This window comes from Companilactobacillus nantensis DSM 16982 (assembly GCF_001435815.1).
Lineage (GTDB): Bacteria > Bacillota > Bacilli > Lactobacillales > Lactobacillaceae > Companilactobacillus > Companilactobacillus nantensis.
Window position 1 is genome coordinate 1 of the sequence record NZ_AZFV01000030.1, and the last position, 26361, is coordinate 26361.

At 36.0% G+C, this 26361-nt stretch carries 23 protein-coding genes and 1 pseudogene; 16 read left to right on the plus strand and 8 right to left on the minus strand.

Features of this window, described 5'->3' with window-relative positions; genetic code table 11:
- Nucleotides 1–312: 312 nt before the first annotated feature.
- Both FD31_RS11310 and rlmD read right to left on the minus strand, forming a co-directional pair.
- The gene (locus tag FD31_RS11310; RefSeq protein WP_057892892.1) at nucleotides 313–1038 is read right to left on the minus strand and encodes a hypothetical protein; all 726 of its coding nucleotides are present in this window, start codon (nucleotides 1036–1038) and stop codon (nucleotides 313–315) included.
- Nucleotides 1039–1190: 152 nt separating this feature from the next.
- A complete protein-coding gene (rlmD, locus tag FD31_RS11315) occupies nucleotides 1191–2573 on the minus strand; it encodes a 23S rRNA (uracil(1939)-C(5))-methyltransferase RlmD (RefSeq protein ID WP_057892920.1) in 1383 nt (460 codons plus the stop codon).
- Nucleotides 2574–2892: 319 nt separating this feature from the next.
- Between rlmD and recX the strand changes: the two genes are divergently transcribed.
- From recX to FD31_RS11345, 6 genes and pseudogenes are all read left to right on the plus strand, one after another.
- Nucleotides 2893–3666 (plus strand): recombination regulator RecX, encoded by a 774-nt coding sequence (gene recX, locus FD31_RS11320; protein ID WP_057892893.1) that lies wholly within the window; start codon nucleotides 2893–2895, stop codon nucleotides 3664–3666.
- Nucleotides 3667–3935: 269 nt separating this feature from the next.
- Nucleotides 3936–4469 carry a nucleoside tri-diphosphate phosphatase gene (gene ntdP / locus FD31_RS11325; RefSeq protein ID WP_057892894.1) on the plus strand — a complete coding sequence of 178 codons (534 nt, stop codon included), beginning with the start codon at nucleotides 3936–3938 and terminating at the stop codon, nucleotides 4467–4469.
- A gap of 126 nt (nucleotides 4470–4595) precedes the next feature.
- Nucleotides 4596–4883: a hypothetical protein gene (locus FD31_RS11330; RefSeq protein WP_057892895.1), complete on the plus strand. Its 288-nt coding sequence runs from the start codon at nucleotides 4596–4598 to the stop codon at nucleotides 4881–4883.
- Nucleotides 4884–5013: 130 nt separating this feature from the next.
- On the plus strand, nucleotides 5014–5913 hold the full coding sequence (locus FD31_RS11335) for an amidohydrolase family protein (RefSeq protein WP_057892896.1): 900 nt from the start codon (nucleotides 5014–5016) through the stop codon (nucleotides 5911–5913).
- 4 nt (nucleotides 5914–5917) lie between these two features.
- Nucleotides 5918–6501, plus strand: a pseudogene (locus tag FD31_RS11340) (histidine phosphatase family protein).
- A gap of 77 nt (nucleotides 6502–6578) precedes the next feature.
- The gene (locus FD31_RS11345) at nucleotides 6579–6974 is read left to right on the plus strand and encodes a hypothetical protein (protein WP_057892897.1); all 396 of its coding nucleotides are present in this window, start codon (nucleotides 6579–6581) and stop codon (nucleotides 6972–6974) included.
- 783 nt (nucleotides 6975–7757) lie between these two features.
- Here FD31_RS11345 and FD31_RS11350 read toward each other — a convergent pair.
- The 6 genes from FD31_RS11350 to FD31_RS11375 all read right to left on the minus strand — a co-directional run bounded on the left by FD31_RS11350 (nucleotide 7758) and on the right by FD31_RS11375 (nucleotide 12553).
- Nucleotides 7758–8513 carry an amino acid ABC transporter ATP-binding protein gene (locus tag FD31_RS11350; protein WP_057892898.1) on the minus strand — a complete coding sequence of 252 codons (756 nt, stop codon included), beginning with the start codon at nucleotides 8511–8513 and terminating at the stop codon, nucleotides 7758–7760.
- Complete coding sequence (locus FD31_RS11355) at nucleotides 8513–9208, minus strand: amino acid ABC transporter permease (RefSeq protein ID WP_057892899.1); 696 nt, start codon at nucleotides 9206–9208, stop codon at nucleotides 8513–8515. Before FD31_RS11355 ends, FD31_RS11350 begins: the two co-directional genes overlap by 1 nt.
- 31 nt (nucleotides 9209–9239) lie before the next feature.
- Nucleotides 9240–10022 (minus strand): transporter substrate-binding domain-containing protein, encoded by a 783-nt coding sequence (locus FD31_RS11360; RefSeq protein ID WP_057892900.1) that lies wholly within the window; start codon nucleotides 10020–10022, stop codon nucleotides 9240–9242.
- An 83-nt stretch (nucleotides 10023–10105) separates the two neighbouring features.
- Nucleotides 10106–11029, minus strand: a complete 924-nt coding sequence (cysK, locus tag FD31_RS11365; protein WP_057892901.1) for a cysteine synthase A — start codon at nucleotides 11027–11029, stop codon at nucleotides 10106–10108.
- A gap of 112 nt (nucleotides 11030–11141) precedes the next feature.
- Nucleotides 11142–11834 (minus strand): homoserine O-acetyltransferase/O-succinyltransferase family protein, encoded by a 693-nt coding sequence (locus tag FD31_RS11370; protein ID WP_235805359.1) that lies wholly within the window; start codon nucleotides 11832–11834, stop codon nucleotides 11142–11144.
- Between the two features lie 257 nt (nucleotides 11835–12091).
- Nucleotides 12092–12553, minus strand: coding sequence for a hypothetical protein (locus FD31_RS11375; protein ID WP_057892902.1), 462 nt, complete (start codon nucleotides 12551–12553; stop codon nucleotides 12092–12094).
- 557 nt (nucleotides 12554–13110) lie between these two features.
- On the opposite strand from FD31_RS11375, the gene FD31_RS11380 reads away from it, so the two are divergent.
- From FD31_RS11380 to brnQ, 10 genes are all read left to right on the plus strand, one after another.
- A complete protein-coding gene (locus FD31_RS11380; protein WP_057892903.1) occupies nucleotides 13111–14469 on the plus strand; it encodes a hemolysin family protein in 1359 nt (452 codons plus the stop codon).
- A 280-nt stretch (nucleotides 14470–14749) separates the two neighbouring features.
- Nucleotides 14750–16327 carry a peptide chain release factor 3 gene (locus FD31_RS11385; RefSeq protein WP_057892904.1) on the plus strand — a complete coding sequence of 526 codons (1578 nt, stop codon included), beginning with the start codon at nucleotides 14750–14752 and terminating at the stop codon, nucleotides 16325–16327.
- A 406-nt stretch (nucleotides 16328–16733) separates the two neighbouring features.
- Nucleotides 16734–17735, plus strand: coding sequence for a glycoside hydrolase family 73 protein (locus FD31_RS11390; RefSeq protein WP_057892905.1), 1002 nt, complete (start codon nucleotides 16734–16736; stop codon nucleotides 17733–17735).
- 459 nt (nucleotides 17736–18194) lie between these two features.
- Nucleotides 18195–20762: a sigma 54-interacting transcriptional regulator gene (locus FD31_RS11395; RefSeq protein WP_057892906.1), complete on the plus strand. Its 2568-nt coding sequence runs from the start codon at nucleotides 18195–18197 to the stop codon at nucleotides 20760–20762.
- A gap of 132 nt (nucleotides 20763–20894) precedes the next feature.
- Nucleotides 20895–21308 carry a PTS sugar transporter subunit IIA gene (locus FD31_RS11400; protein WP_057892907.1) on the plus strand — a complete coding sequence of 138 codons (414 nt, stop codon included), beginning with the start codon at nucleotides 20895–20897 and terminating at the stop codon, nucleotides 21306–21308.
- A 13-nt stretch (nucleotides 21309–21321) separates the two neighbouring features.
- Nucleotides 21322–21816 carry a PTS sugar transporter subunit IIB gene (locus FD31_RS11405; RefSeq protein ID WP_057892908.1) on the plus strand — a complete coding sequence of 165 codons (495 nt, stop codon included), beginning with the start codon at nucleotides 21322–21324 and terminating at the stop codon, nucleotides 21814–21816.
- 19 nt (nucleotides 21817–21835) lie between these two features.
- Complete coding sequence (locus tag FD31_RS11410) at nucleotides 21836–22675, plus strand: PTS mannose/fructose/sorbose/N-acetylgalactosamine transporter subunit IIC (protein ID WP_057892909.1); 840 nt, start codon at nucleotides 21836–21838, stop codon at nucleotides 22673–22675.
- Nucleotides 22672–23499, plus strand: a complete 828-nt coding sequence (locus FD31_RS11415; protein ID WP_057892910.1) for a PTS system mannose/fructose/sorbose family transporter subunit IID — start codon at nucleotides 22672–22674, stop codon at nucleotides 23497–23499. Before FD31_RS11410 ends, FD31_RS11415 begins: the two co-directional genes overlap by 4 nt.
- A gap of 3 nt (nucleotides 23500–23502) precedes the next feature.
- Complete coding sequence (locus tag FD31_RS11420; protein WP_057892921.1) at nucleotides 23503–24204, plus strand: MgtC/SapB family protein; 702 nt, start codon at nucleotides 23503–23505, stop codon at nucleotides 24202–24204.
- Nucleotides 24205–24874: 670 nt separating this feature from the next.
- Nucleotides 24875–26230, plus strand: a complete 1356-nt coding sequence (gene brnQ / locus FD31_RS11425; RefSeq protein WP_057892911.1) for a branched-chain amino acid transport system II carrier protein — start codon at nucleotides 24875–24877, stop codon at nucleotides 26228–26230.
- Nucleotides 26231–26361 lie beyond the last annotated feature (131 nt).

Sequence of the window (26361 nt, forward strand, 5' to 3'; positions counted from 1 at the left end):
GGACTTTTGTCACAGCCCCTTTTCGTTGATTAATATATTACCATAACAAGGAATATTCCCAATGTTGCCGTAATTTACTAATCATCCATCATGAATAGCGTTGCAAGAATAGTTGATTTGCTAAGAGGCTTTTTAGTTTTTTTAGGTGCATAATTCATCTTTTATGGCATTTATGAAAATGAGTGTTAAGAAAATTAGGAACGCAGTTAAACCCGGATTATTTAAATAGTTCATCTTTTCGATTAATGAGTATTCTCTAGCCAGCAGGATTAATAAGAGTTTTACAAGTTTAGTATTATGTATTAAAAGGTACTATTTGTTTCCAAGGATAAATGCAATTGCTCTAATTAATGATTTTGAATATGATTTGGTCGCATACTTTAGTATTAAAATTGGAATAGGTATGAAAAAAAGTATTAGCATAGTAATCCCTGATAATGTGTAAATATTATCATCAAATGCGAAGAAATTTGAAAAGAAGGTAACAAGAATAAAGAAAATAATTTCTAATATAAAGATAATCCAAAATATTATCTCAAAAATATCCTTTATACTTGGCCAGAGAATTTTGATTTTCGATTTCAAACTAATTAAAAGGGTAATAAATTTTTTTTTTAAAGAAATGTTAATCTTTTGTTTATGAGAGTTTTGGATTGGCGTGGGATAAACGGGGTGACTGGGGTCATCTATGAAACCAATGGTAAATAATATTTTTCTCCCAAAGGATTTTAAAGTACCATCTTCACCCATGTTTATTAATATAAGCAAAAATGGAATAGTTACAAGTATACGAATCAATAACCTCATGAATAAATATACTTCTTTGTCATCATAAAAAATTTTAGAGGTGATAAATAAAAGAATAAAATATATTACCGTTAATGTTAAAACGGTTTTAATTATAAATTTTATTGTATCTGTTAACTCGCTACTATAGTATTTTACACGTGATTGGAAATTCTTAAATGAAGTGGACATTTCAGTAATATTGGATTTCCAATATCTAAGTATTTCCATTAACTTTATCCAAAAAGTCATAGATAATCTCCTTATTACTATTATGATTTATATAGTATAGCTAACTTTTAGATTTAAAGATATTGGTATAAACCAAAAAATCCAACGAATATTCAATGAAAACGACAGTATAAAAAATGCTTAAGAGAATTATATCTCCTAAGCATTTTTGATTATCTTCTAACTAATTTAACGATTGTTTCAACATGTGGTGTTTGTGGGAACATATCGACTGGTTGTAAGTAAATGACACGGTATTCTTTAGTTAAAGTAACTAAATCTTTAGCTAAAGTTGATGGGTTACATGAAACATACACTAGTTTGTTAACTGGATTACGGTTTAATGCAGCAATCAGTTTATTATCCAAACCTGTACGTGGAGGATCAACAACCACTGCATTGACTGTTTTGCCATCTTCTAACAGTTGTGGATAAATAACGTCAGCCGAACCAACGTAATATTCAGCGTTATCAACATCATTTAACTTAGCATTTTCTTTGGCATCTTCAATCGCTTCAGGGATGATTTCGATACCATAAATTTGTTTAACTTTGTCAGCCATAGTGATACCGATTGTACCAACTCCACAATAAGCATCTAAGAGGACATCGCGTTGATTAGGTTCAAGTGCTTGGCCAACTAAATCGTACAACTTATCTGTTTGTAATGAATTCAATTGTAGGAAAGCACGTGGTGAAAAGTTAAATGTGTAGCCATTGATATCTTCTTGGAGATATTCATCGCCCCAAAGTAACTTTGTCTCGTCGCCCCAAACACCAGCTTTATCTTCTTTATTGATGTTTTGTGAGATTGAACTAACTTCAGGAATTTCTTTTTGAATACGTTCGATTAATTGATGTTCCTTGATGAACTTAGGTGAACGAGTGATGAAAGTAACTTGTAGTTGGTTAAATTCAACTGATTCACGAATAACAATCATGCTTAAGATACCTGATTTATTTTCAGGATTGAAAACAGGAATCTTCAAGTCCTTGATCATTTGAACAATTTTGCGCATGGCAGACATTGTTAAGTCCATTTGGGTTGGCATCTCTGTGAGATCAACTAGTTCTTGGGTACCAGTCTTGTAGAGTCCACAACGGATTTCACCATCAATTTCTTGAATTGGGAATTGAGCTTTGTTACGATATTTTTCTTGTTGAACTGAACTAACAGTTGGTTTGATCATATATTTTTCGTGAGCGTATGGTTTATATTTTTCCAATGATTCACGAAGAATATTTGATTTGAAGTGTAGTTGATCCTTGTAGTTGATGTGGGCAAATTCTAGTCCACCAACTTCTGCAGCCAGTTCAGGAGTGTCAGGATTTCTGAAACGACTAGGTTTTCTGATTTTGTGAATGCGACCATTTAAGAAACGTTCGTGAACATCCGTTAATTCACAGACGATAATATCTTCTGGAACAGCTTTTGGTACAAAGACGATAACGTGTTTGAAGAAACCAATTCCTTCACCGTTGATTCCGATACGTTTAATAGTTAACGGAAAGCGGTCACCGACTTTTAATTCTTGCGTAATGTTATTTGTAGGCATAAATTTTTCCTTTGAATGTTTTTGCGATAAACTCATATAAGAGTATAACACGGAGATGCCGTCTCCAGGAGCAAGAAAGTTAGGCCGCTATGGGGACCGACGAAAGCCAAGGTCTTTCGTCTCGATTTTGAGCCTTGCATAAACCGCAAGTCTCAAAAGTCGTCCCGTGGTGTAAGAGCTAAAGTTCTAACGCCACCTGCACAGCGACCTAACTTTCTTGCTCCCTCCGACTAGTTAATTAGTTTAGGCAATATGTTTTAATTATTTTTAACTAGCCCACATTAATCAGACATATTAACAAATAGAGAGGCAGGATATAATGGCTAAAATTACAAAAATTCAGGCACAGAAACGAAAAGGACGCTATAATATCTTCCTTGATGGTAAGTACGCTTTTCCAGTGGCCGAACAAACTTTGATTGATTTTAGATTGATGAATGACGTTGAATTAACTGATGAAAATATCAAAGAAATTCAGGATTCTGAAAATATTAACAAGGCCTATGGAGATGCTGTTAATTATTTGAGTTATCAATTACGGACGCAAAAGGAAATTAAGGACTACCTATATAAGAAGGAATATCATCGGGATGCGGTTGATGAAGTTGTCAGCCGCTTAGAAAAATTGCATTACTTAGACGATGCTTCATATGCTAAAAGTTTTATCAATACACAATTGCGAACAACCGCTAATGGTCCGAAAATTATCGAACAAAAGATGGTTCAAAAAGGTGTGCCAAATAATATCATTCAAGATGCAATCGTTGAAATTGACTATGATACTTTGTTGGAAAATGCGATTGATTTTGCGAAGAAACAAGTTAGAAAACAAAACCGAGCATCTTTTAAACAAATGGTAACGAAACTCCGTTCAAGCTTGTACCAAAAGGGATTTGATAATGAAATCATTGAAGCAACGATTAAGAATTTGGAGTTAGAACCAGATGAAGATGAAGAGTTGGAGAAATTGCGCAAGTTAGTCAGTAAAGTTCAACATCGTTATGATAAGCCAGCTAAATTAATCAATTATTTAATGACTAAGGGTTATCATTTTGATGAAATTAAGAAAGTTTTGAGTTCTGAAGAAGAATAGTTTTTTTAATATAATTTTTTGAATTAAAAAATCTCTGTAATCGTATTGGATTATTGGAGATTTTTTTAGTAATTGGATTAAAAGATTACTTAAAAACAACGAATAAACTAGCCGGAAGGAGCAAGAAAATTTGGTCCCCATAGCGACCAAAATTTTCTTGCTCCTGGAGGCGGCCCCAATAAAAATAATCGCGATAGCTTTTATTAGTTTCACAGCTCTGGTATACTTTTTTTGGATAAGAATTAGGTTTTATAGAAAGCTGGTAAGTTATGCAGATTCCTAGAGAAGGGGATTACGTAGCAATCCAGAGTTATAAGCATGATGGTCATTTACATCGTACTTGGCGTGAAACAATGGTGTTAAAGACAAGTGAAAACGAAATTATTGGTTGTAATGAGAATACTCTTGTCACAGAAGCAGATGGACGTCGTTGGGTAACAAGAGAGCCCGCACTAGTCTATTTTCATAAGAAATATTGGTTCAACATTATTACTATGATAAGAGATAGTGGTGTATCTTATTACTGCAATCTTGCGACACCATATGCTTTAGACAAAGAGGCCATCAAATATATTGATTACGATTTAGATGTTAAGGTTTTTCCGGATGGGGAAAAAAGACTGCTGGACGTGGACGAATATGCTGCGCACAGTAAAATGTGGAATTATCCACCTGAAATAGATACGATTTTACATGATAATGTCGACGTTTTAATTGATTGGATCGATAAGGGCAAAGGACCATTTTCTCAGGCCTATGTTGATCTTTGGATGCAAAGATATAAAGAACTGTCACACCATTAGGATTGCTATATCCTGACTAAGACTGCCCTCGGGTGGTCTTTTTTTGATTTCTTTACATTAAATTAATAAGAAAAATACATAGATTTGTTATCTTTGATGTAGAAAACACAATCAGGGGGGGCAACTATGACCATTGGGAATGCGTATTATCCACTAGGACAGTTTGTGATAAATATTTGTTTTATAATAATTCTTTATTTGAATTTACGGAAACACGGTTGGGGTATGCAACATAATCAACTATTAACATACATAGTCTTAATTGTTGGGACAGTCTTGACACATGGTAGGGATATTTTTGATTCTCAAAATTGGTTTGGAATAATCAGTCCGTTTTTGTTGGTTTTGATTTATTACAACAAACACATGCAGAAATTTCGAAATAATATTAATAATTTTTTAGATGGAAGATAAATCTGCCTTAGGGTTATACCATTTTCACATGTTATTCAATTCAAAATGAGCATTATACAAGTAGCAAATTTAGTCGCATACTTAAGGTATCGTCCCAAATATTTTGTAGGAATAAGTGAGGAATAAACTTATGAAAATTGATGCCTTTGCCCATACATTACCAGTCGGGTTATTAAAAGCGATTCAAGCAGAAGTACCTGATATTATTGAGAAAAATGCTTTTTTACAAATTCCAGCTTTAACTGACTTAAAAATTCGCCGTGAGAATTATCCAGCTGGTGTTAAACAAATAATCTCGAATGTTAATTTGAATCCCGAGGATTATTTTTTTGGGGATAAGGCCGCTGATTTATGTGAGCTTGGCAATGACGAACTATTAAAGTTAGTCCAAGATAATGCAGATATTTTTGAAGCTGCTGTGGCGATGGTACCAATGAACAATTTATCTAAAGCCATCGAAATCATAGATCAACAAGTCGTAAAGAATTTTGTCGGTGTGCAATTGTTTACGAGAGCATTGGGGAAGTCGATTGCTGACAAGGCATTTGAACCTGTTTTTGCAGAGACGTCCAAACTAGATTTGCCAATTTTCTTGCATCCCGTATTTGATGAAAGAAAGCCTGATAATAATATAACTTTCAGTTGGGAATATGAACTGACACAAGCTATGTATCAAATCGTTAAAGCAGGCTATTTTGAAAAATACCCTAATCTTAAAATTATTGTCCATCATGCTGGAGCAGTGGTTCCGTTTTTTGCTGGCAGAATTAAGTATACGATGTCTGCACAGGAGGCTTCAGATTTTCAAAAGTTTTACGTTGATACCGCTATCTTAGGTAATCCCAAGGCACTCGAATTAGCAGTGGATTATTTTGGTCCAAGTCACGTCCTTTTTGGAACCGATGCACCATTTGCAGTTATGCCTAGTGGAGCCACAAACGAGGTTATACAAGCAATTGACGATATGCAAGTGGCACCTGATATTAAAGAAGATATTTATAGCAATAATATTTTGAAATTAATGAGGTAAAAAAATGGTTAAAACATTGTATTTAATGCGGCACGGACAGACTTTGTTCAACCAGCTTCATTTGATTCAAGGTGCCTGTGATTCACCTTTGACATCAGAAGGAATTGAATCTGCTAAGAAAGCTAGTGCGTATTTGAAAGTGCAGGCATTAGTTTTGATTATGTGTATTCATCAACCCAAGAGCGGGCCTCAGATACTTTAGAGCTAATTACCAAGCAACCTTATCAACGATTGAAAGGATTAAAAGAATGGAACTTTGGGGTCTTTGAAGGTCAGCCAGAGTTTCTCAATCCACACAATCAACCAGGACGTAATTCATATGGTGACTTTTTCGTCCAATTTCAAGGCGAGTCTGATTATCAAGTTCAAGACCGCATGAACAAGACTTTAACAGAAATTATGGAACAAATTAAATCGAATCAAAATGTGCTAGCTGTCAGCCATGGAGGAGCAATCTACGCCTTTTTGTTGAAATGGCTAGATATAGAGGTTATCCGTGAAAAGGTTAGCTTACATAATTGTGCGATTGTAAAACTAACTTTTGATGATGGCAAGTTTAATTTTGAAGAGGTTATACAAAATAATTAAGTTTTTTAAATAACCAATCCTAAGTAACTGATTTCTTGTTATACTAGAAAACATGATTTCAATGAAGGGGAATTATTGTGAATATAATTAATGTAGTATCAAATATTCTTCTCCTCACTGCCTTGATGTTAACTAGTGATGTACGTCTGAGATTAAGGGATGCTAAAGGTATGGTGACATATGGACTAATTGCGGTAACATTTATCCTCAAATTAACGCAACCATTAACCATGATGGGTTACACATTGTGGCTCGTATTATTTTTAGTAATTCTCGTTCGTACAAACAATTCAGTTCAACAGATGGTAACAGATTTTCGAGAAGAGTTAGGCTTTTGGCACTTTCTAGCGGCAATGATAGTAGGATTAGTGGGGTTCAATCTGCTATATGATATGGTTCGCTTGTTGTTGCCAATGGCAGTAATAGTTTTATTATTTGTTTTAATCAATACAAAGAGATCCAGTCAACGTTAAAAAGTTGGCTGGATTTTTTTTATTGGTAGGTGCCGCCTTTGGGAGCAAGAAAACTTTGGCGCTGTGGGGACCGGTTGGAGCCAAGGGGCGGTCTCCAACCTCGATTTTGAACCTCGCACAGTTCGCAAGTTTCAAAACTCGTCCCGTGATGTAGGTGCTAAAGCACCAACGTCACCTGCACTGCTGCCANGTTCGCAAGTTTCAAAACTCGTCCCGTGATGTAGGTGCTAAAGCACCAACGTCACCTGCACTGCTGCCAAAGTTTCTTGCTCCCAAAGGCTAGTGTATTGGTATTATATAGCTATTAATCTAAATTTTGATAGCAATGGTAGTTAGTTACATACATTAATCAATGTTTTCGGTCTGTATTATTAAAACAAAATAGGTTCAAAACAGTTATGTTTTTTGAATGTTCATGTTAATCATTTGAGAAAGAATACTCATGTGACAGTTTCCAAATAGTCTTTAAACACTGATAATTCAGCAATTCTAAATATACAATTTTATTTAATGTTCAAATCTCTGTATAAAAAACCAACGAATAAACTAGCCGGAAGGAACAAGAATTTAGGTCGCTGTGAAGGTGGCGTTAGTGCTTTAGCACTTACACCACGGGACGAGTTTTGAAATTCGCGTATTTTGCGAAGTTCAAAATCGAGCCGAAAGACCTTGGCTTTCGGCGGTCCCCACAGCGACCTAAATTTCTTGTTCCTGGAGGCGGCATATTTAATTAACCTCAAAAAAAAGCCCTGATTAAATTAATAATCAGAGCTTTTTGAGGTTTTACTTCTTTAATTGACTATCATCAAATGTAATTCCAGATAGAAAATCCTTAATTCTAGTTGTAGGATGATTGAAAAACTCATCTGGAGCGCCATCGAAGAGGATGTTTCCATCTTCAACGAAGACGATTTTATCAGCGACTGAACGAGCAAACTGCATGTTGTGAGTCACAATAATCATTGATTGATCCATCTTACTTAATTCTTCAAGAATCAATAAGACTTGAGTTTCTAGCTCAGGATCAAGCGCACTGGTTGGTTCATCTAACAAAATATAATCAGGTCGCATAGCTAATGCACGACAGATGGAAATACGTTGTTGCTGACCACCTGATAGTTGACTAGGGTAACGGTCAGCGTATTCTCCTAAACCAACTTGAGATAATAGTTGGCGCGCATGTTCTTCAGTTTCCTTTTTAGGAGTTTTGAGAACAGTTTCTGGTGCAGTTGTAATGTTTTGCAAAACAGTTAAGTTAGGGAAGAGATTCCAATTTTGGAAAACCATACTAGTTTTTTTACGAATATCAAAGCTCTTCTTCTTCGTGATTGGTTCAGCATAATCAAGACTGATATCAGAAAAACTGATTGTTCCACTTTCAGGTCTAACTAATAAATCAAGTGACCGTAACAATGTTGATTTACCAGAACCAGAAGGTCCTAAGATAACGGTTGTTTTGCCATCAGGGAAGTCAACGGATAAATTCTTTAAAACTTCCTTACCCTCATATTTCTTAACGACATTCTTTAATGAAATCATTAGGCTTCACTTCCTTTAACATATTTTGAAGTTCTGCGTTCGAGATAGTGTTGTAATAATGTCAACAACGAGCAGACGATAGCATATAGGAAAGCAGCTAATGAGTACATCAAGAGTGGTTGGAAGTTCTTAGCGGTCATTTGTTGACTGACTTGGAACATTTCCAAAATCGTAATTGAACTGGCCAAAGATGTATCCTTCACCAAACCAATAAATGAGTTAGATAGTGGTGGTAAAGCGATTCTAACAGCCTGTGGTAACACAATCTTCATTAAAGTTTGTTTAGTCGTGAAGTTCAATGTGAAAGCTGCATCCCATTGATCTTGTGGAACTGACATCAAAGCTGAACGGATTGTTTCTGAAGCATAGGCTCCAGTATTCAATGAGAAGCCAATTACGGCCGCAATGAATGGTGAAAGTTGAATGCCAGCACTTGGAAGACCAAAGAAGATGATGAACAATTGAACTAGCAATGGAGTTGAACGGAATAACCAAACATAAAAGTCGGCAATTGCGCGAAGGACAAGCCAAGGATATTTGATTACTTTGTTTTCACTCGGTTTAATAAATTTAATTAATGCTGTTAAAACGGCTAAAATCAAGCCAAAAATAAATGAAATTATCGCCAGCGGAATGGTGAACTGCAACATTGCAGAAATCATTGCTGGTAGCGACGTAATGATAGTGTGCCACATGAAGTTAAAACCCCCTCAATTAGTTTAAAAATTATTTTTTAGTAATGTCTTCACCGAAGTACTTAATTGAAAGTTTCTTCATTGTGCCGTCTTTATAAAGTTCTTTGATAGCTTTGTTTACACGACCGCGTAGGTGAGTTGATTTCTTGTTGTAAATTGGAGCAATCTTAGATGCTGCAAGTTTGTTATCTGGAATAGTAATGTATTTCAAATCAGTATTCTTATGGCTCTTCTTCCAATATAGAAAGGCTTCTTTAGAGTTAATGGCACCAGCCACACGTCCTTGATCAATCATTTGCATATCAGTTTGGAAATCAGCAGCTGGAACTACCGTAGCACCAAATTTTTCAGCGTGATTGTAGTTATCAGTACCAGTACCGGCAGAAATTTTCTTACCTTTAATATCATTAACTGAGTTGATACCTGAACCAGGTTTTGTGATAATAACTGATTTTGAGTAAATGTAAGGTGTTGAGAAGATGTAGTGCTTTAGACGTGATGGATTTTCAGCCACGTTGTTCAAAACAACGTCAAATGTGTTTGAGTTCAAACCAGCAATTAGTGAATCCCACTTTGTTGGGACAAACTTAGCTTTCAAATCAAGTTTCTTAGCAATGTCTTTACCAAGTTCAACTTCAAATCCTTTTAGATCTCCACCCTCACGGTAAGAATAAGGAGCATAAGTTCCCTCAAGTCCAATTGTCAAAGTGCCGTCAGTCTTTGTATCACTGGCAGTCTTGTTGCTTGAGCAGCCAGTTAGTACCAAGACTAAGGCTACGATTGTAGTTAATATTAAAGCAATGCGCTTTTTCATTTTAATAAATCCCCCTGTATAGTAAAAAAATCATCATTTTCTATTTTCTCATAAATTAAAGCCTGTTAAAAAGAATATGTCTCCTAAAACTTAAATAAATCAGTTGAAAGATATCTTTCGCCGTTATCGGGAGCAACAGTTACGACTGTTTTTCCCTTACCAAGTTGTTTAGCGATTTCAATGGCACCAAATATATTGGCTCCGGAAGAAATACCTGGTAAGAAACCTTCCTTACGACTAACTTCTCGTGCCATCGCAATAGCTTGATCACTTGTTACTTCTATAATATCTGAATAAGCATTTTTATCGAGTGTGTCCGGAATAAAACCAGCACTGATACCTTGAATCTTGTGAGCACCAGTTTTGCCTTCCTTCAATAGAGGAGACTCGGCTGCTTCCAAAGCGTAGATTTTTACATCTGGATAAGCTTTAGTTAATGCGTGACTAACACCAGAAAGGGTACCACCAGTTCCGACACCGGCAACAAAACTATCGACTGGAGTATCACCAAATGCTTCAACGATTTCTTTACCAGTGGTTGCTTCATGAATAGCAGGGTTAGCTGGGTTTTGGAATTGCATTGGCATGAAGTAACCATTTTCCTTAGCCAAATCAGTTGCTTTTTGGATGGCAGCTTTCATACCACCCTTACCAGGTGTCAAGATCAATTCAGTGCCGTAACCTTGCATTAATTTGCGACGTTCGATACTCATTGTTTCAGGCATGGTAATGATTAAGTGATAACCTTTAGCAGCAGCGACGAGTGATAAACCAATACCAGTGTTACCAGAAGTTGGTTCAACCAAAGTGTCGCCAGGTTTGATTTTGCCAGCTTTTTCAGCAGCTTCAATCATTGATAAGGCAATCCGGTCTTTAATGGAACTACCAGGATTGAAAAATTCTAGTTTAACATAGACGTCAGCAGCATTTTCTGGAACGACGTTATTTAATTTAACGAGTGGTGTGTTGCCAATAAGTTCAGTAATATTTTGTGCAATTGTCATAATAAATCTCTCCTTAGCAAGTAGTTAATTTATGTTCACGAACTGTTTGAATCCAATTACTGTAAAAAGTGTTCTGAGTTGGTTGCCAAGCAAACATGGGGCGCTGATCCAAAGGTTAGTAGTAGTTGACTGCGGGTCGTGGATATTTGACTTTGCTACTATTTAGTTCACGTTGATATTCTGTATCCAAGCCATTTCGTTGATATTCCAAATGGGAGAAGATAAACGCTTGATGTTTGTGATTAGCTTCAACTAACGTCAATAAACCATTTTCGCTAATAGCTTCAATTGTTAAATCGGGGCTGTTAGCTAGTTGTTCATGGTTCATTTCAGCGTAACGAGCATGTGGTGCTGGGAAATTGTCAGAAACATTATTTAAGAGTGGTGTTTCAGTTAAAATTTGGTTTTGAAAAATGCCAAAAACTTTGTGAGGTAATATTTTTTTATCAATGTCATATAAACGATTCAGAGCGGCCATGGCGCCCCAACAGACATATAATTGTGGGATGTTTAATTGGTCGAGTAAATCGATCAGCTCATTGATTTCATCAGAGTATGAAACTTGAGGAAAATCTAATTTTTCAACTGGGCTCCCGGTAATAATAAAACCATCAAGGTCAGATATTTCACTTAAGTCTAATGGTGACATGTTGTCGGTAATGTTTGTATCAAGCTTTCGGTCAACATAGCGGGTAGCTGAATAGTAAAATTTAAGATCAACTTGTTCGCCAAGAGCTGTTTGAAAGTTGTGCATTGTTTCGACTTTGTTTTGCATTAAATTTAAGATTCCAATTTTGATTTGTTCCACAAGTAACTCCTTTCTAAGTAGTCTAAGAACACAAAAAAGCGGGGCTGACTAATGTCAACTCCGCTTGATAGTTTTTAGTTTGCACTACTTGATTATCAATTGAGTGGTATTAGGCATGTTGAAAAAGTATAGTAATGTTCATTCATTACTACACAACAACATGATTTAGCTTGTTTTTGATTAAAATTCAACATGTCTAATTCCTCCTACAATTAAGTTGTCTCAAATTTACAATGATTAATTTGATAAGTCAAGCACTATTTTTTCTTTTCTGTGTAAATTGATAATGATTCAAATTCCAAATATGAAGCTAATGTTAGTGAAATAACTAGGAGCAAAACCAACCAGCCCAAGGTTCTACCTAAGATAATTGTTAGTGGCAAAAACTTTGCAACTAAGTAAATACTAGTGACTGATAAAATAAAATCGACTACTAGGTTAGCCCCAATAACTAAGCGACTTCTTTCCAAAATAAAGAAGTTAAGTAGCTCTTTTAAAACTTTTTGAGTTGAGCTACGATACATAATTAAAACAGGTCGCTGTGCAATAACCTTAACCGCAAACATACCAAAGGCACCAACGATACCACCGACAATGATTCGCCAAGTTAGGGCGTGAAGTACGAGCGAATTGTATGAGACCCCAATAATTGATAAACAAAGAATGTAAGGGATGATGAAAAAGAACAGGTAGATCACAGCAATTTTTTTGTTAGACATTTTAAAATACTCCCTATATACTGATATGTTTATTCTATCATTAATGGGTTGAAGATTCGAGGGATGCCGCCTTCGGGTGGGAGTAATGGAGGTCTGCTGTGGGACCGGCGCGAGCCAAGGTCTCGCACCTCGATTTTGAGTCTTGCACAAACCGCAAGTCTCAAAATACGTCCTGTGGAGTAAGTGCTAAAGCACTAACTCCACTGTCACTGCTGACCTCCATTACTCCCACCCAAAGGCTAAGGTGTTGGGTTAGGGCAGCTGCATTTATTGTCTCTAGAGATAAAAAATATATATCATACTAAATAAATTGTACGTAATTTCTTATTGAATAAAATTGCGATGAAGGTTGGTAAATAAACATGTTACCTTTATTGTTGAATGGTTAAACACCTGTTATAATTGTTTTGTTTATACTTAACTTTTTGATATTAAGGTTAAGGTGAAAGATAACAGCTAAGGGGACTGATATTTCCACGTGCTTATTTCGGCAGGTGGAAATATTTGTGCTTGAAGGCAGAATTTACATTTTACATATGAAAGAGAGTGCGAGTTAAATGAGTGGTGACTCTTCTGGAGCGTCGCTTTCCGGGCAGCTGATTTTAATAATTGTTTTGACAATATTAAATGCTTTTTTTGCAGCAGGCGAGATGGCGATTGTTTCTGTTAATAAGACGTCCGTTGAGGAAAAGGCTAAAAATGGTAGCCGTGGAGCTAAGAAAATTCTCCAAATGATCAATGAACCAAATAAATTTCTATCGACAATTCAAGTAGCGATTACATTAGCAGGGTTCTTATCATCTGCCAGTGCCGCTACAACGCTGAGTGTTGGGATGGAAAAATTGATTGGTGATTTTCCTGGTAGCCGGGAAGTTTCAATAGTAATCATAACGATAATTTTGTCGTTTATTACTTTAGTTTTAGGGGAATTGTATCCCAAGAGGATAGCGTTACAACGCCCATATCAAGTGGCCAGTTTTACGCAACCAATGATTAGTTTGTTCGGTTGGTTTTTGAAACCATTTGTTTGGTTGTTAGATTCAACAATCAATTTGTTGATGAAAATTACACCGATTGATTTCAGTAAAAAAGACGAACCAATTACGCGAAATGAAATGATTGCTACATTGAAGCAATCGCGTAATAACGGAACAATTAATCCAGATGAATACCAAATGTTACAAGGGATTATCCGTTTTGGTGATAAAACTGCACGTGAAATTATGGTTCCCAGAACTGATACTTTCATGTTGGATATCAATGATCCAGTGGATGAAAACATTGATGCAATTTTGGGACAACCATATTCTCGAATTCCAGTTTACGGTGGCGACAAAGATAACGTCATTGGAATTATTCATATTAAAGATTTATTAAAACGCTCTCGTGAAATCGGGTTTGAAAATGTTAGCTTGAAAGCTATTATGAAAGAACCATTGTTTGTTCCTGAAGCAACTAATATTGATGGCTTGTTGCTAAAAATGCGTAGTACGCAAACTCAAATTGCCATGGTTGTTGATGAGTATGGTGGTATTGTTGGATTAGCAACGATTGAAGACATATTGGAAGAGATTGTTGGGGAGATTGACGACGAGTATGATCCTGTTACGAAGAACTTCCAAAGACTTGGTGCTAATAAATTCTCAGTTGTTGGTTTAATGACAATAGAAGATTTCGATGAACTCTTTGAAGAAGAAATTCATGTTGAAGATGTTGATACGATTGCCGGTTATTTGATTATGAATATTGGAGAAATACCAGATCCTAAACATCCGAAGTCATTTACTTTAAAGGATGGCACAGTTATTACGTCAGGTGAACTGAACGGTTCTAGAATTGAAAATGTTATCGTGACCGTCCCTGATAGTAAAATCAAGAACGTTACAACTAACATGTACAAGGATAAATACAAATAGTTAATAAAACAAAAAGTCAGGCAATCCCTTAATTTATAAGGAATGCCTGACATTGTTGTTTAAAAAATGTTTTTATCTGGTAGTTAAAGTTGAGCTTATTTCTAATATACTTTCGTGTTTTCTAAATTGTGTATTAGAATAGTAAAGTAGTAATTTCAGATATCAAATATGATTTATTCATAATTTAATTGAAGTATTAATCCTAGATTTAATAAATATCTAAGTGACTTATATATAAAAGGAGAAAAGTATAAAACAGCAAGTTTTATACTGAACTAATATGGATCAAAAACAATTAGAACAAGAAGTAAACAAGCGTAGAACTTTTGCTATCATCTCTCACCCGGATGCTGGTAAAACAACTATTACTGAACAAATGCTTTATTTCGGTGGAGTTATTCGTTCTGCTGGTACTGTTAAGGCTAAAAAATCTGGTCAATTTGCAACATCTGACTGGATGGAAATTGAAAAGAAACGTGGTATTTCTGTTACCAGTTCTGTAATGCAATTCCACTATCACGATAAGGATATCAATATCTTGGATACTCCAGGACACGAAGATTTCTCTGAAGATACTTATCGGACTTTAATGGCTGTTGATGCGGCTGTCATGGTAATTGATTCTGCTAAAGGTATTGAACCACAAACTAAGAAATTATTTAAAGTTGTTAAAAAACGTGGAATTCCTATTTTCACATTCATGAACAAGTTGGACCGTGATGGTCGTGATCCACTTGATTTGATTGCTGAATTGGAAGAATTACTTAATATCGAAGGTTGTGCGATGAACTGGCCTATTGGTATGGGTAAGGAATTGAAAGGCCTTTACGATATTAGTAATAACCGTTTGGAACTTTACCGTAAAGATGGCGATGACCGTTTCTTGCCATTGAACGATGAAGGTCAATTGGCAGAATCTAATCCAATTGAAGAAGAGGGTGTCTATGAACAAGCTCTTGGTGAAGTTGATTTGATTAAAGAAGCGGGTAATAAGTTTGATTTGGACAAAATCATGGCTGGTAACCAAACACCTGTCTTCTTCGGTTCAGCTTTGACAAACTTTGGTGTGGAAACATTCTTGAATACATTCTTGGATATGGCTCCAGCACCTGCTGAACACAAAGAAAAAGATAGCGATGAAGTTGTTAAGCCTGATGATCCACAATTTTCAGCTTTCGTCTTCAAGATTCAAGCTAATATGAACCCTAATCACCGTGATAGAATTGCTTTCGTCCGTATTTGTTCTGGTGAATTTGTTCGTGGTATGGACGTTACTTTACAAAGAACTGGTAAAGTAATGCGTCTGAACAATGCGACTGAATTTATGTCTGACCAAAGAGAGTCAGTTAAAACTGCCGTTGCTGGTGATATTGTTGGTTTGTACGATACTGGTAACTTCCAAATTGGCGATACAATTTACGAAGGTAAAAAATCAGTTCAATTCGAAGACTTACCACAATTTACTCCTGAAATGTTCATGGAAGTTCAAGCTAAGAACGTTATGAAACAAAAATCATTCCATAAAGGTATGCAACAACTAGTTCAAGAAGGTGCCGTTCAATTATACAAGAAGTACACAACAAACGACTATATCTTGGGTGCTGTTGGTCAACTTCAATTTGAAGTCTTCCAATTTAGAATGAAAAATGAATATAACTGTGATGTTGTTATGAAGCCAATTGGTTCAAGAATTGCCCGTTGGGTCGACCCTGAACAGTTGGATCAATCAATGTCTTCAACTAGAAATATGCTAGTGAAAGATTTGGATGACAAGCCATTGTTCTTGTTTGAAAATCGCTTTGCTGAAAACTGGTTTGCCAATAAGTATCCAGATGTTAAGTTAAGTTCAAAATTATAGAAAATCGCTGAATAGCGGTTTTTTTTATTGTAAAATTTCAGTGGTAGTGTAAAAACTCACAAAACTAAAGGAGGCGAATTTACGTTCAATAAGACCTAGATGGCGTACAGATAGGGGATTCTTCTCAAATAAGATAACAAAGTAATTCTAACTACCGATTATTTAACGTGTTATTAATCGTAAAGGTTTTGTAATTGTATCTGGAAATTTATCGAAAAACAGTTATATTTCCGCTACTTGGCATAGAAAAACTTAAGATTCTTAATGAATTCTTAAAGTCAAGTGGCAAAAAATTACAATTTATTTTCGAATGTTTAATTCTTGTTACAAAATCCCGGTTTTATTGAAACTACTTTTTTTAAATAGTAGTCTATAACTAGATTATTTATTAAGGGGAAACCATTCTATGTCTAAAAAAAATCTACTAACTAGTGCTTTAGTACTTGGCACATTAGCTGCAACTGCGACACCTTCTGTTGTGTCAGCTGCAACAACAAACGATGCAGATTCAGCTGCACCACAAACAAGTACAGAACAAGTAAATAATAAATCACAAGATAATAGTGCAAACGTCATTGCCGGCTCAGCTAAGAAGGCTGATACAACAGTTGCTACTTCAGCTACTGTTCAAGCTGCCAGTGAATCAATTAACAATGCTTTAAATACAACTGCCGTTATCCAAGCTGCTACAGGTGCTACATCAGCACAACAACAAGCTTTCTTAGCATCAGCTGTACCTATGGCTCAAAAGGCCGCTTCACAATACGGAGTTTATACTTCAGTTATGTTGGCTCAAGCTATTCTTGAAAGTGGTTGGGGTACATCAACTTTGGCTACTCAAGGACATAACTTATTTGGTATTAAGGGTGACTACAATGGTGCCTACGTAACAATGCCAACATCTGAATGGAGTGCTGCCCAAGGTTGGTATACAATCAATGCTAACTTCAGAAAGTACCCAAGTTACTATGAATCATTCGCTGATAATGGTAACAAACTACGTAACGGTGTTTCATGGAATTCAAGTTATTACAGCGGTACATGGAAAGAAAATACTTCATCATACAAGGATGCTACTGCATGGCTACAAGGTAGATATGCTACAGCTCCTAACTATGCTTCATCATTGAACAACTTGATTCAAACTTACAACTTGACTCAATATGATGGCACAGCTGAAACAAATGGTGGTGCACAAACAAACGGCAGCACAATCAAAGTTAACAATGCTAATGGAGATTACGTTAAACTTTATGCTTTCGCTAGCGATGGCTCAATTTCAACTATTACAAACCGTGGTTTAGCAAACAAGACACCTTGGTATACTGATCAAACTAAGACATACAATGGTCACACATATTACCGTGTTGCTACAAACGAATGGGTTGAAGATACATATCTAGCATAGAGATTAGTATGTAATACTCGTTTTATAACCACTACCGAAGGGACCAAATCTGTATTTTGGATTTGGTTCTTTTTTTGTTTTATTTTGAAATATACCGCCTGCGGTTGGGAGCTGAGCAATGGATAATCTGCTGTGGGACCGGTCTGAGCCAAGGTCTCAGACCTCGATTTTGAACTTCGTGAAATGCACACGAATTTCAAAATATGTCCGTGGAGTAAGAGCTAAAGCTCTAACACCACTATCACTGCTGATTTCCATTGCTCAGCTCCCAACCTTCGGCTAGTTTATTTATAGAAATTTAGTTGGATATTATGAATAATTACATTTTTTCTCGTTCCCGCAGGTGGCAGATATCAAAAAAAAATGAAAGCATTTCCAGAGATAACCATGTATTATATAAACTATTGATTATTTTTAACAAGTTGAGTTATAAAAAATGTATATGTGGGGGGTCACCTTTTGGAAGCAAAAGATAATTTGGTACTAAAACTACAAGAACTTGCTCAATCTGATAAGTTGCCGATTAATACGAGTGAACTGGCACAACAATTGGAACTCAGTCGTTCAGTGACGAGTCATTATTTGAATCAATTGACTGACGAGGGGATTGTCGTAAAGGGGGAAGGTCGACCTGTTTTATGGAATTTGGTTGGAGAAGAAACCACTGCTCCAAAGAAAGTGACTGCGTTCAACAATTTTATCGGAGCTAACAGTAGTTTGAAAAATGTAGTCTCACAGTGCGAGGCGGCAGTGCATTATCCACCTAATGGTTTGAGCATTATTATTACTGGAAATAGTGGTGTAGGTAAAAGTTATTTGGCGAAGAAACTGTATCAATATGCGATTTCATCGAAAGCAATTGCCGATAATGCACCTTTTTTAACGCTTAATTGTGCTGATTATGCCAATAATCCAGAATTGCTATCGAGTATTTTATTTGGTTATGCCAAAGGAGCTTTTACGGGGGCTAATGAAACTAAGAGTGGTCTGTTGGAAAAAGCAGATGGTGGTTATTTGTTTTTAGATGAGGTTCATCGTTTATCTAGTGAAAATCAGGAAAAACTCTTTAGCTTTATAGATAGTGGTTCATTCCGCCGTGTTGGGGAAAATGATACTGAGCAGCATGCAAAAGTTCGGTTTATGTTTGCGACGACTGAAAATACCGACGATGTGTTGTTAGAAACATTTCGGCGTCGAATTTCGATTGCAGTTCATTTACCAGATTACGATCAACGCCCACGCAATGAACGGTTGAATTTGGTTTATTCAATTTTTTACAACGAAGCTCAGAAGATGCAACGACCACTGAAAGTTTACAATGATGCTTTAGAAAGTTTAGTCAGTTTGAAGTCGAATGGAAATATTGGTCGATTGAAAAATTTGATTAAAGTCGGTTGTGCCAATGCTTATAAAGACCAACAAAATGCACCAGTGATTGCTGTTAAGCACAATGAATTTATTCTACAAAGTAACGTGCCAGCGACGGACGATTTTATTATGATTGATCCCGAAAAAAACTATGATTTCACGAAGAGTTGTTCTGATAATGTCGCTAAAGAAAAAATTACGAAAGCAATTACGGAATTATTAAAGTCTGAAAGCAATTTGTTAACGTATAATCGAAAAAAAGCCATTCGTGATTTAGAAAAGTTTGATGAATCAATGACAATGACCGAATTTGATCAGCCAACGTATTTGAAATTCAAACAAAAGATGGATCGAGTTGTTAGTAAACAGTTTGGAATTCATGATATTGGTAATTTGAGTTCAATTATTTATAAGCTATATAAAATTAATTTTACGATTGCCGATAAACAGTTAACTAGTTTTATCAATAAGTTAAAAAGTTTTTGTCCGCGTTCATATCACGTGGCTAATTATTTCTTTAAGAGTTTGAATTATCGCTGTTATTCATTGAAAACTATCTTGGCTTTACTGCTAAGTGAACGGGTAGATGAAACCTTGCAATTGCGTGGCTTATTGTTAGCTCATGGTGAAGATACAGCCACAAGCATTCAAGCAGTGGTTAATCAACTCTGTGGAAATTATGTTTTTGATGCGATTGATATGCCAATTGATACTGGTATTGCGGATATTGTTAAAAAGACTAAGGACTTATTTGATTCTTACGATACTTCTAACGGAACCGTGATGTTGGTTGATATGGGTTCTTTGAATCAGTTGTATTCTGAAATTAAAAGTCATTTGAATGGTGATCTGTTGGTGATTGATAACTTAACGACGGCAACGGCCTTAGATGTTGCATTAAAGATTCAAAGCAAGACAGCTTTTAAAACAATTGCGGCTGCAGCAGAATCAGAATATGAAATTCACAGTCAATATTATTCAGGTTATTCTGATAAAAAGAATATTATTATATCCTGTATTTCTGGTCTGGGTATTTCAGAGAAAATCAAAGAGACAATGGCACCATATTTACCGAAAGATATTCAAATTAACACGATTGACTACTATGATTTGAAGAGCAATATCCATCAAAATGATAATCATTATTTTGATACAACGTTATTTGTCTTAACGACCACGAGTTTGCCGGATGATTTCAATATTCCTAATATTAATATTTACGATTTATTGGATGCTAAAGGTGAACAAAAATTAGGAAAATTATTAGCTCCATATTTGAATCCTGATTCAGTTGATAAAGTTAACCAAGAACTATTGCGTTTCTTTTCGATTGAGGGTGTCAGTGAACGACTTAGTTTTCTTAATCCTAAAATCATTATTAAAGAAGTCGAAACAGTTATTTATAAATATGAAAGTTATTATGATTTGAAACTTGATGGAAAAATTAAGCTCAACTTGTACATGCATATAGCTTTGATGATTGAGCGATTGATGATTCGCAAGGCACCTAAAGTACCCGAAATTACGCCAAGTAAAGACGAGAAAGAATTCATTTCAATTTCGAAGAGTATCTTCCAACCATTAGAGTTGAAGTACAACGTTGAAGTGAATGATTACGAATTATCGTTGATGTATGAAGTGTTTAAAGAACTGTTTTAGTGTTCAAGATAAAAAAGAAGCTAGTGTTTAACATTAAACACTAGCTTCTTTTTGTTTGATTTATCAGGCTTTTGAAAAGTTGGCACGGAACTTGCTTATATAAGAGTGTAGACAAATTAAGGGGTAAGAAACATGAATAAAATTTTAATTGCTAGTCACGGTCACTTGGCCAGCGGCATTCAAAGTTCGTTAGATATTTTAACCGGCTTGGGCAAAGAAGTATCTGTGATTGATGCTTATGTCGATGATCGTGATTACACGAAAGATATTAAAACGTTTGTTGAAGATTTGCATGGTAAAACCGGTGTTATTTTTACAGATTTACTTGGTGGCAGTGTTAACCAAAAAGTAATGTTAGAAGTTGCTCAACAAAAAAATATTTTTGTAATAACGGGAACTAACTTAGCCATTGTTTTATCGGTCGCTTTATCAACTGATTCAGTTACCAAAGAAAGTTTGCAAGAATTAATTGCTGCAAGCCAAGTTCAATTGGTAGAAGTTTCACACGATGACACAAATTTATCAGACGACAGCTTTTTAGAATAGGGAGGAATTAATTATGATTGCACAATTAAGAATTGATGACCGTTTGATTCATGGTCAAGTAGCACTAGTTTGGACTAAAGAATTGGATACACCAGGAATTGTCGTGGCAAATGATAACGCCGCTAGCAATGAGATGGTTCAAATGACTTTGAAAATGGCAACACCAACAGGAAAGAAATTATTGATCCGTTCTGTTGATGAGGCAATTAAAGTTTTCAATAATCCAAAAGGTAAAGGGATGCGCATGTTTGCATTAACTAACAACGTAGCTGACGCCTTGAAGATTGCTCAAAACGTCGACGATATTGATGGTATCAACGTAGCTAATGTTGGTCGTTTTGCTGACAATTCTGAGGGAGAAACACATCAAGTTGGTAGTACTTTGATGTTGAGTGACAGTGAATTAGCTGCTTTGAAAGAACTTGTTAAACTTGATACACCGGTATTCCAACAAGTTGTTCCAAGCAATCAAAAAGCTTCAATTGCTTCAATGTTGAAAAATAAATAATTTCCGAGGGGGAAAAATCATGTATAAAGAAGCGTTTTTAGCTGCTTTAACAGTTTTCATTTGTTACGGCGGTAATTGGCTATTTGGTCAATCGATGATCGAACGTCCACTAGTAGTTGGCTGTATCGCCGGTTTGATTTTTGGGGATATGCGTACAGGAATTATTATGGGAGCTTCACTAGAAGCAATTTTCATGGGAGCCGTTGATATCGGTGGTGCTCTATCAGCCGAACCTGTAACAGCTACCGTTTTAGCAACAACTTTTTCAATTGTCTTGAATGTTAACGACAAGGCGGCCTTAGCTTTAGCCGTGCCAATTGGTGTGTTAGCAGCCTTTATTTCCATGTTTATGAAGAACGTTGTAATGAACTTATTTGCTCCACTTGTTGATAAATATGCTAAAGAAAATAATCCACGTGCGATTGCTATCATGCATTATTCTATGTGGTTCATTAATTATTTCATTTTCTCACTAATTACTTTCTTCAGTGTTTTGAAAGGTGCCAAACCAGTTCAACAATTAGTTAACAGTATTCCTGATAACTTGATGGCTGGACTTGCTGCTACTGGTGGTTTATTGCCAGCCGTTGGTTTCGCCATTTTGATGAGAATGCTTTGGAGTAAACAACTTGCTCCATACTTCTTCTTAGGTTTTGTACTTGTAGCATATTTGGAATTGCCTTCTGTTGCTGTAGCCGTATTAGGTATCATTCTTGTGCTTGTAACTAGTTTCAAAGACAAACAACTCTTAGATATTGAAAACAAACAAAAAGAATTAGAAATGCGACCAACTGTAAGTGCATCTGGAGCTGCCGCTGGTTCGGAATCTGAACAAGAAGAGGAGGACTTTTTCTCATGAAAATGAACGAAAACATCTCAAAAGAAGACCGTAAAATGCTTAATGGAATTTTCTGGCGTTCCTTCACCGTTTTTGCCAGTCGTGCCGGAGCTACTAAAGCCCATGCACCAGGGTTCATGTACTCCGTTGCACCAGCTTTGAACCGCTACTATAAAGATGACCCTGAAGGTCGTCGTGAAGCTTACATGCGCCATACTACTTGGTACAACATTACTCAAAACGTCGGTACATTCGTTATGGGACTAGTTGCTTCAATGGAAAAGAAGAATGCCGAAGAAAAAGACTTTGATGCAGAATCAATCGTTGCTTTGAAAACCTCCTTGATGGGACCATTGTCAGGTATTGGAGACTCAATTTTCTGGGGTGTTATCCGTGTTATCGCAGCTGGTGTCGGAATTAGTTTGGCAGCTCAAGGCTCAGTTTTGGGACCAATCTTGTTCCTTTTGATTTATAATATTCCAGCTATTTTGACAAGATATTACTTAACATATATGGGTTTCTCATTAGGCTCATCCTTTATTGAAAAAATTTATGCTAACGGTAGTATGAAGATTTTGAACAAAGCTGCTAGTACTTTAGGATTGATTATGATTGGTAGTATGACTGCCAGCATGGTTAAATTCGAATCCAAGTTATCCGTTCCAATCGCTGGTGGGAAACCAATTGAAATTCAAACTTATTTTGACCAACTTTTCAAAGGTTTAGTTCCACTTGGAATTACATTGCTTTGCTACTGGTTGTTGAGTAAGAAAGTTAATGTTAACTGGATTTTATTAGGTGTCTTGGTATTTGCCATTATCATGGGACTATTGGGTGTGGTTTAATTGATTGCCCATTTAGATGCTACGACCGTAATAGTTCGTCTATTATTGGCCACATTATTCTCAGGTATTATCGGTATAGATCGAGCCTATAAGCATCGACCAGCCGGTTTGAGAACACACATCTTAGTTTGTTTAGGTGCATGTATTATAGCTTTGATTCAAAAGGATATTGGTTTCAACGCATTAATGATTGCCAAACAATATCCACAGTATAAGGGAATAGTTCGTGTTGATGAGGCACGATTAATTGCTCAAGTCGTTAGTGGTATTGGCTTTTTAGGCGCAGGTACGATCATTGTTCAGAATCATTCGATTCGAGGACTAACGACCGCGGCCAGCCTCTGGGTAGTAGCTTGTATCGGAATAGCTATTGGAATGGGCGATTATATTATTGCAATAAGTAGTTTTTTGGTGGTGTTTGGTGTGGTAGCTTTTTTGAAAAAGATTATTCGGATTAATCCCGTTAGAAAATTAAAAATTGAATATAAAAATAAATCAGCAGCAAAGGAATTCATCAACGACTATTTTGAGGAAAATAACATCTCCGTCGAAAATGTGAAATTCCGTGTTGCTACGATTAATAATCGTAATATCTATACTAATGTTTATTCAATCGACTTTGATAAGAGCATTGATTACGTTGATATCGTAGAGAATTTATCGATGAATGATAATATCGTTAAAGTCGAGACAATCAACGTTTAAATGGGGCCGCCTCTAGGGGTGAGAAATAGATATAGTATGTGTTTCCGTTATAACGATGAAATTAGGTGCCAAAGAAAGTAATACTTTTTACAGCAATTTCCGCCATCTTGCAGTATCACTGTGGGGCAAAGTTAATAATTTAAGAACATCTGTTGAACGATACACGAGTTTTAAGAGATGGCTGATCTTCAAAATTGGGAAGGCCGCCTGATTTCAAGATTTTCCACAGTGGTAGTACTGGGTGGCGGAGATTATGATGGAAAATAAAAAATATTATTTTAAATGAATCAAATGGAAGACCAGCCAATCCTAAGAATAAGGAAAGGTTGGTCTTTTGTTTTTGTCTTTTGACTGATTTTATTTAAATAAGAAGGGAATAATTATTTTATTTTTAAAATATCCTAGCCGGAGGGAATGAGAAAAAATTAGCCTGCAGTGAAGGTGGTGTTAGAATGGTGATTTTCCATTCTTACAGCACGGACGTGTTTTGAAATTTGAGTGGTTTGCTCAAAGTTCAAAACCGAGCTTCGAGACCTTGGCTCGGAGCGGTTCCACAGCAGGCTAATTTTTTTCTCGTTCCCGTAGGCGGCATTAAAAAATAAAATAGTTGTTCTACCGCCCCGAGTCGCTTATCATATTTAAAGGATATTTATATAAGAGAGTGAAATTAATGAATGAAAAATTAACTTGGAGAAATCTTTTCTTTATCGGATCAATGTTGTTTGGACTTTTTTTTGGTGCCGGTAATCTGATTTTTCCTGTCTTCTTAGGACAACAGTCTGGTAGCAATGTCTTTTATGCCATTATCGGATTGTTGATCACAGGTGTCGGCTTGCCACTGCTAGGTGTTGCTAGTATGGGGATGACCGGCAGTAATAGTGTGTTTGATTTAGCAGGTAAGGTTAATCGACCTTTTGCCTATATCTTTACTATTTTGTTGTATTTAACAATGGGACCATTTTTTGCAATTCCACGTTTGGCTACGATATCGTTCCAATTAGGTATCGCTCCCTTCGTTGGTAAAGCACATCAAGGTGTGGTTTTGTTGATTTTTTCAGCAATCTTCTTTATCGTCACCTATTTATTAGCACGAAAACCAAGTAAGTTGATGACCTATGTTGGTAAATGGCTAACACCGATATTTTTAGTTTTACTAGGTATTTTAATTGTTACTGCCTTTATCAAACCAATGGGTGGTTTAAATGCGATTCCTCAAGGTCAATACGCGAAAAGTCCAGTATTGACTGGTTTTACTGAAGGTTATAATACAATGGATGCTTTGGCATCACTGGCTTTTGGTGTGGTTGTGATTGATACGATTAAATCCTTAGGTGTCACGCATCCTGGTCAAATTGCTAAAGATACGATTCGTTCAGGCTTGATTAGTGTTGTTTTAATGGGAATCATTTATGCATTCCTAGCATTGATTGGGACAATGAGCGTCAATAAGTTGCCATTAGCCTCGAACGGTGGTGTAACATTGGCCCAAGTCTTCAATTATTACTTCGGTTCCTTTGGAAGTTTGTTGTTGGCGTTGATAGCCATCATTGCCTGTTTGAAAACATCTATTGGTTTGTCATCGGCTTTTGGTGAGACAGCTAAAGAAATGTTTCCAAAATTTAATTACAAAGTTGTTTTAATAATCGCCGGCACATTTTCATTTTTAGTAGCTAATATCGGTTTGACAAAATTGATCAACTATTCAACGCCAGTCTTAATGTTCTTGTATCCATTGGCGATGGTTTTGATAATAATTTCAGTATTAACACCACTAATTGGTGATTCTAAAATTACCTTTGGGATGACGATTTTATTTACAATCATTCCTGCATTATTTGCGGGAGTTGAAGCACTTCCTAAAGCATTACAAACCAATACCTTTGTTCAACATGTATTAACGTGGAACAATCATTTACCATTAGCAGAAATGAGCCTTGGTTGGGTCGTTCCTGCATTAGTAGGATTGATAGTCGGTTATATAATTAGCCGCATTTACATAAGTCACTTATCTAATAAGTTCAAGTAACAATAGTTAAATATGCCATTTCTTAACTTTTCCGACTAATTCACCGATAGAGAGTAGTTTGGATTATAAAAAAGACCATTGAATCGAAAGTTTTAACTTTCGGTTTAATGGTCTTTTTGTATAGATTCGTA